Genomic DNA, 5,329 nt, shown 5'->3' on the forward strand with positions numbered 1-5,329 from the left:
CGCCGGGAGGCGCAGCGCCGCCTGGCGGCCCAGCACGAGGTGGTACGCCGCGCCGCGATGGGCCTGGACCGCCCGGCCGACCTGCCGGCGGCGGTCAACGGCGGCTCGGTCTCCTACCGCCGGGCCGGCGGGCTGCGCGGCCGCCCTTACGAGGCCGGCCGAGGCTCCCCCTCCGCCTGAGCGGCCGCCGCTGCCGCCTTGCCAGATCAACTCCGTCTGGGTCGACCTGCCGGCGCCCCTGCCGGCATGACGCCCTCACCACATGACGCACGCGGGGGTGGATTCGCGGTGGGGGTGGCGGACCTGTTAGCCTTGTCGCCGGCCCGCCCGGTGAAAGCCGGGTGGGACCGAAGCCGGTTCGCCGGTGGAGGGGTTGTGGCGCAGTCCGGTAGCGCACCTCGTTCGCATCGAGGGGGTCAGGGGTTCGAATCCCCTCAACTCCACCCAAGGTCAAAGGCCGTTTCCGCTGGTCGGAGACGGCCTTTTCCTGTACGGCTGGAGCCGCAGCACGCCCCCGGGCTCGCCAGACCGGGGGCGTCGCGACGTGCCGGATCAGGTCGTGAAGTTGTCCCGCACGTCCCGAGCGTCCTCCTGGACGTGCTCGCCGGGCTGCTTGCCTCGTACCTCGTCCCGCTTCATCGCCCGCTCCGCCTGCGACCGCTCATTCTGGGCCATGTCGCCCATCCGGGCCCTGGCAGCGCCCGCCACCTGCTCGACCTGGTTCTTCGCCCTCTCCAGGCTCATGTCGCCTCCCTGTCGCTTCGCCGACCGGGGCGCTGTCGTCCGCCCCTCCCGACCCGCGTCCCCGCCGCCCGCGGGTGAAAACCCCGGTCAGCTCGTAAGCGATCCTGTGGAACCTCGGTTGTTGGACGATGTGCAGTTCCTGGCGCTGGTACGTGCAGATGGGGACGCGGAGGAACCGCGGTTTCACCTAGCCCAGCTCGTACGATGGGCGTCGCGCCGCACGCTCCGCCTCAGCTCGCGCCTCCCGCCGGTGTTCGAGCACCCGGCGCAGGTCGTATACGGCGGCGAAGGGTCCGAGCGCACCCAGGAGAAGGAACCAGAGCCCCATCCTGTATTCGCCGTCGACGGGGTTCACCCAGAGCAGTCCGACGCCCGATCCAAGTCCCACCACGGGCATGAGCATCGTGCCGATGATCTTGATACCGCGGGCGACGCCGGAGCGGATGGCGAGAACGCCGGTAGGTATCGCGAACACCCCGGCGAAAAGCATGCCACCAACGATGACGAGAAACACCGGGTAACTGACTGACATTCGCGACAGTGTAGTCAGCATCCATCCCCCGTCGATGACGGCGGACATCGCCCCCCGCATGGTTGTCCGGGGCACGCACACAGGAGGCGCGAGGGGACCCTGCTACGCCCGCAGCTCATCGACGGCTGATCGTCCCTTTCGGACGAAAAAGTCGTGGGGCTTGATCCGGCCGCCCGAGCGATTCAGATAAGAGCCGAGGCAGGCAACCCGTTCTCCTCCGCCTCAGGCCGGACCCGCACCCACCCCACGCCGGCGTCAACAAGCGCACGTGCCAACCGCCGCAGGAGGAGCTGTGTCCGCCGTCCGTCAGCGTCGATTTCCACGTCCAGGTGCCAACGTCCGGCGCCCGTGCCGGCGCCCGTGCCGGCGCCCGTGACGTCGCCCTCGTCGCCAAGGGCCTGCTCAAGGAGGTCTTCGACGTCGTCTCGATCGACCGCGTCAGGCAGTGGCTGGTCTCCGATGATTTCGACGAACATGCGACGGACGATAGCCGCCAGCGCCAGCGCCAGCGCCAGAGCCAGCGCCCGGGGCCGTGGCGGGGCCGTCCGGGCGTCAGAGGGTCGTCGACCGCCAAAGGATGACGGCCGACGGCGACCAGTTGTCCCAAGACGCAGCAGGTCGGCCCCGCCACCCCTCCGACCGCCCCCTTTGCTCTGCACCTGCGGAGGCGCCGGGCACGCACGGTGACGATCAGCTCCGCCACCCGTCCCGTGAGGGGCCGCAAGTTCACGCAGGCCAGCGCGGTGGTGCGCCCGCAGGTGCAGAGCAAAGGGGACGGGCGGCGTCTCATGGCGCAGCCTCGGCCGTGACCCTGGGTGGCCTTTTCCGATCTCCTACCACAGTGGAGCGGCGATTGATGCGTGCGGCTACGTTCGGGGCATGACGGACGCGGGGTGGTTTCCTGAGGTCAGCTCCTCTGCATCACTGTTGATCTCGATCGCCGCTGTGGCGTTCACCGGCCTCGCCTACCGGGACCGCCGCAGACAGGATCGCCGGGACCTCTTTCTGAAGCTGCACGAGCGTCTTGTGGAGGCGGACCTGCAACGGGGGCGGCGACTCCTCTTCACCCGAGCGCAGACGCTCGAGTCCGTCCTGCAACTGCGCGACGAGGAGCCGGACAACTTCGACCTCATCAACCGGGCGATCGCGATGCTGGACGTCGCCGGGCTGTACGTCGACAGAAAGTACGTCGACAAGCAGGACTTCCTGGCCGAGTGGGGCGGGGTCTACGGCCGAGCCTGGCTCGCGGCAGACGCATTCCTGGCGGTGCGGCTCGGTGATCTCCGAGGAGGCCGACAGGGATGGCCCTACTTCCGGGCTCTCGGGGTTGAGGCGGCCGCTGCCCTCGACCCTGAACCGGCGGCGACTCCGGCGAGCGTCGTTCCGCCGGCTGACGCGTGAACCGACTGCGACCCTCCACAGGTGCCGTGGGGCGCTCGCACACCATGGGCGGCGGACGGCGCGCCGGGCGGCTGCGTGCGGCCCGCAGGTGGGAAGGCAATCAGGTCGAACTGGCTGGCGGTTCGGCGAAGACGCCTTGCAGCATTCCGGTGGCCTGCCCGATCTCGATGAGGTAGCCGTCCGGGTCGCGTAGGTAGCACCGCATCTCAGCCTTGCGGTCGAGCGGCTCGGTCAGAAAATGCGCGCCCTTCGCCCGGGCGTCGGCGTAGAACTCAGCGATATCGGCAACCCGAACGTTCAGGAATGCGGACACCGGGTCGCCCGGCTCGGGTGGGGTCAGCGTGATGTCGGGCTTGTCCGGGGTCGGCCCACCGCCGGGGTTCATGATGATCCAGCTGTTGGCGATCCGGACGACCGCGGGGTTTTCCGCCAGGACCACCTGGCCGCCGAAGATGTCGGCGTAGAACTTCGACGAGACCGCGACGTCGCGCACCGTCAGGAAGTGCGTGACAACCAGCCCATGCTGCGGCGCGGGAAGGTCGTCGCGGTCCACCATCGGGGTCTCCTCACGGTTGTCCGGTCCGTCGACGCGGGGGTGGTCTCCGTCGGTGTCCGACGCCGCGCTGTCCCAGCCTCCCAGCCACGCCGTTGCGACGTGGTCGCTCTCCGGAAACTCCGACAGCAGACGGCCCGGTCCGCGGTGCCAGGTCACCTCAGCGGCTTCCGGGCGAGCCGAGCGGCAACGCGACGGGGGCCGGCCCGAGCGGACCGGCCCCGTCAGTGCGAGCGGACTACGGCTTCCAGGAGCCGGCGGTCTCGAACTTGTGCTGGTACTCCAGCGCGCCGTTCTTGTCGGCCACGTCGAAGACCACGGTGCCGGAGCGCTTGCTGCCGACGCGCAGGTTGTTGCCGGAGCTGAGCGTGTCGCCGCAGCCGGAGAGCGCGCTCGCCAGGCCGTTGACGGTGGTGCCGTCGGCGGCCACCCACTCGAAGTAGAACGGGTTGATCGAGCCCTTGCCCTTGGTCACCGTGGCGCTGACGTTGGCGATCAGGTAGACGCCCTTGCTGGGCTTCGGGGAGTACGACTTGCAGCCCTTGGTGGCGGTGGTGAACTTCGTGACGGTGATCTCGACGGTCCCGTCGTCGTCGGAGAGCACCAGCGTGTCGCCCGGCTTCATGTTGAACGTCTCGCCGTCGTTCTCCGCCGGGGAAGAGGTGGCGGGCGCGCCGGGCACCCCGACGGTGACCCTGGGGGTGGGCAGCGCCTTGTCCACCTCGTCCGCCGCCTTGTTGGCGCCAGCGACGATCGCGGCGATGCCGCCGACGCAGCAGAGCAGCGCCAGCACCGCCGCCACGATCGCGACGATCAGGATGGTCTTCTTCTTGTTCGGCGACGGGACGGGCTGCGGCGCGCCGAGCGGGTAGCCGGGACCGCCCGGCATCCCGGCGTACGGCGTTCCCGAGACCTGCGGGTACGGCGTGCCGGAAACCTGCTGCTGCGGCGGGGCCCAAGGCTCGCCGGGGGCGCCGGAGACCGGGGGTTGCGGGGCCGCCCACGGCTGACCGGGAGCACCGGAGGACGGCGGTTGCGGGGCCGCCCACGGCTCACCGGGCGCGCCGGACACCGGCGGTTGCGGCGCACCCGACACCGGCGGCTGGGGCGCCGCCCAGGGGTCCCCGGCGGTCGGCTGCTGCGGGACGGGCGGGAGCGGGGACCACGGGTCACCCGGCGGCTGCCCGGCCCCGGAGACCGGCGGCTGGGGCGGGTATCCACCCTGGTCGGCGGGGAACCGCGGCATCGGGGCCGGAGGATACGGCTGCTGCTGCTCCGGGTTCGGCTGGTTGGGGTCCTGCGGCCCGTATGGGGGCTGGGGGTGACTCACCGTACTCCTAGGCACCTCTGACGACGACGGCAAACGCGGCTGACGCTACCGTGCGCCGGCAACGGGGAGAGTCCCGCGCATCGTCGGCCGAGCCGCCGGGCCCGCGATCCTCAGTCGCGACGGCGAGCCCACCAGCCGTCCGATGTGGAGCAAGACGCGGGACACGGGTCACCCGCCGAGAGCGGTCAGCGGGGTAGCAGCACCGCCGCGGTGCGGACCAGGTCGTCGCCCACGGCGAACCGGCCGGTGACCACTGTGGGCGGATCGGCCACGACGGCGGCGTCGATGCGGGCCTGCGCGATGCGGGCGGTGAACGTCCCGGCGTCGGCGTCGAGTTCCACCAGGGCGTCGTGGAAGTCCAGCCAGGTGCCGACGACCGGGTGCCAGACCTTGTAGACGGTCTCCTTCGCGCTGAAGAGCACCGCCGGCCAGGAGGTTCCCGCGGGCAGCCGGGCGCACCGCTGCTCCTCCTCGGGCAGGCAGATCAGCCGGCGTACCCCCGGGTTGAGTTCCTTGTGCCGTTCGGCGTCCATGCCGACCGACCGGATCTCGGTGGCCCGGGCCGCGGCGGCCGCGCAGTAACCCCGGGTGTGGGTGATGGTGCCGACCACGCCGGCCGGCCAGACCGGCGACCGGTCGGCCGCCGCCGGCACCGCGACCGGGGGCACGCCGAGCGCGGCCATCGCACGCCGGGCGCAGACCCGCCCGGCGGTGAAGTCGCGGCGGCGGCTCTCCACCGCCCGTTCGCCCAGGCAGGCCCGCTCGGCGG

General features: G+C 71.3%; 7 protein-coding genes, 1 tRNA gene and 1 pseudogene. 3 read left to right on the forward strand and 6 right to left on the reverse strand.

Annotated elements, in window-relative coordinates; all coding sequences use genetic code 11:
* Positions 1-180: pseudogene (locus NCC78_RS26945) on the forward strand (hypothetical protein); the annotation flags it as partial.
* Between the two features lie 189 nt (positions 181-369).
* Positions 370-443, forward strand: a tRNA-Ala gene (locus tag NCC78_RS26950).
* A 109-nt stretch (positions 444-552) separates the two neighbouring features.
* On the opposite strand, the gene NCC78_RS26955 is transcribed toward NCC78_RS26950, so the two are convergent.
* The 3 genes from NCC78_RS26955 to NCC78_RS26965 all read right to left on the reverse strand — a co-directional run bounded on the left by NCC78_RS26955 (position 553) and on the right by NCC78_RS26965 (position 1,752).
* Positions 553-744 carry a general stress protein CsbD gene (locus NCC78_RS26955; RefSeq protein ID WP_250797975.1) on the reverse strand — a complete coding sequence of 64 codons (192 nt, stop codon included), beginning with the start codon at positions 742-744 and terminating at the stop codon, positions 553-555.
* Between the two features lie 187 nt (positions 745-931).
* Entirely contained in the window at positions 932-1,276 is a 345-nt protein-coding gene (locus NCC78_RS26960) for a hypothetical protein (protein WP_250797977.1), read from the reverse strand.
* 182 nt (positions 1,277-1,458) lie between these two features.
* The gene (locus tag NCC78_RS26965) at positions 1,459-1,752 is read right to left on the reverse strand and encodes a hypothetical protein (RefSeq protein ID WP_250797978.1); all 294 of its coding nucleotides are present in this window, start codon (positions 1,750-1,752) and stop codon (positions 1,459-1,461) included.
* Positions 1,753-2,155: 403 nt separating this feature from the next.
* On the opposite strand from NCC78_RS26965, the gene NCC78_RS26970 reads away from it, so the two are divergent.
* Complete coding sequence (locus NCC78_RS26970) at positions 2,156-2,677, forward strand: hypothetical protein (protein WP_250797979.1); 522 nt, start codon at positions 2,156-2,158, stop codon at positions 2,675-2,677.
* A 100-nt stretch (positions 2,678-2,777) separates the two neighbouring features.
* Here NCC78_RS26970 and NCC78_RS26975 read toward each other — a convergent pair whose 3' ends face one another.
* The 3 genes from NCC78_RS26975 to NCC78_RS26985 all read right to left on the reverse strand — a co-directional run.
* Positions 2,778-3,389, reverse strand: a complete 612-nt coding sequence (locus tag NCC78_RS26975; protein WP_250797980.1) for a VOC family protein — start codon at positions 3,387-3,389, stop codon at positions 2,778-2,780.
* Positions 3,390-3,468: 79 nt separating this feature from the next.
* Positions 3,469-4,476, reverse strand: coding sequence for a DUF4352 domain-containing protein (locus NCC78_RS26980; RefSeq protein WP_250797982.1), 1,008 nt, complete (start codon positions 4,474-4,476; stop codon positions 3,469-3,471).
* 269 nt (positions 4,477-4,745) lie between these two features.
* A partial coding sequence (locus NCC78_RS26985; RefSeq protein WP_250797985.1) for a 4'-phosphopantetheinyl transferase family protein occupies positions 4,746-5,329 on the reverse strand: 584 nt, incomplete at its 5' end.

It is taken from the genome of Micromonospora phytophila, assembly GCF_023656545.1.
In the GTDB taxonomy this organism is placed as follows: domain Bacteria; phylum Actinomycetota; class Actinomycetes; order Mycobacteriales; family Micromonosporaceae; genus Micromonospora; species Micromonospora phytophila.

Bases quoted from the DNA above. Each gene is read 5' to 3' on its own strand.
- NCC78_RS26955 (WP_250797975.1), bottom strand. From the start codon at position 744: ATGAGCCTGGAGAGGGCGAAGAACCAGGTCGAGCAGGTGGCGGGCGCT.
- NCC78_RS26960 (WP_250797977.1), bottom strand. From the start codon at position 1,276: ATGTCAGTCAGTTACCCGGTGTTTCTCGTCATCGTTGGTGGCATGCTT.
- NCC78_RS26965 (WP_250797978.1), bottom strand. From the start codon at position 1,752: ATGTTCGTCGAAATCATCGGAGACCAGCCACTGCCTGACGCGGTCGAT.
- NCC78_RS26970 (WP_250797979.1), top strand. From the start codon at position 2,156: ATGACGGACGCGGGGTGGTTTCCTGAGGTCAGCTCCTCTGCATCACTG.
- NCC78_RS26980 (WP_250797982.1), bottom strand. From the start codon at position 4,476: ATGCCGCGGTTCCCCGCCGACCAGGGTGGATACCCGCCCCAGCCGCCG.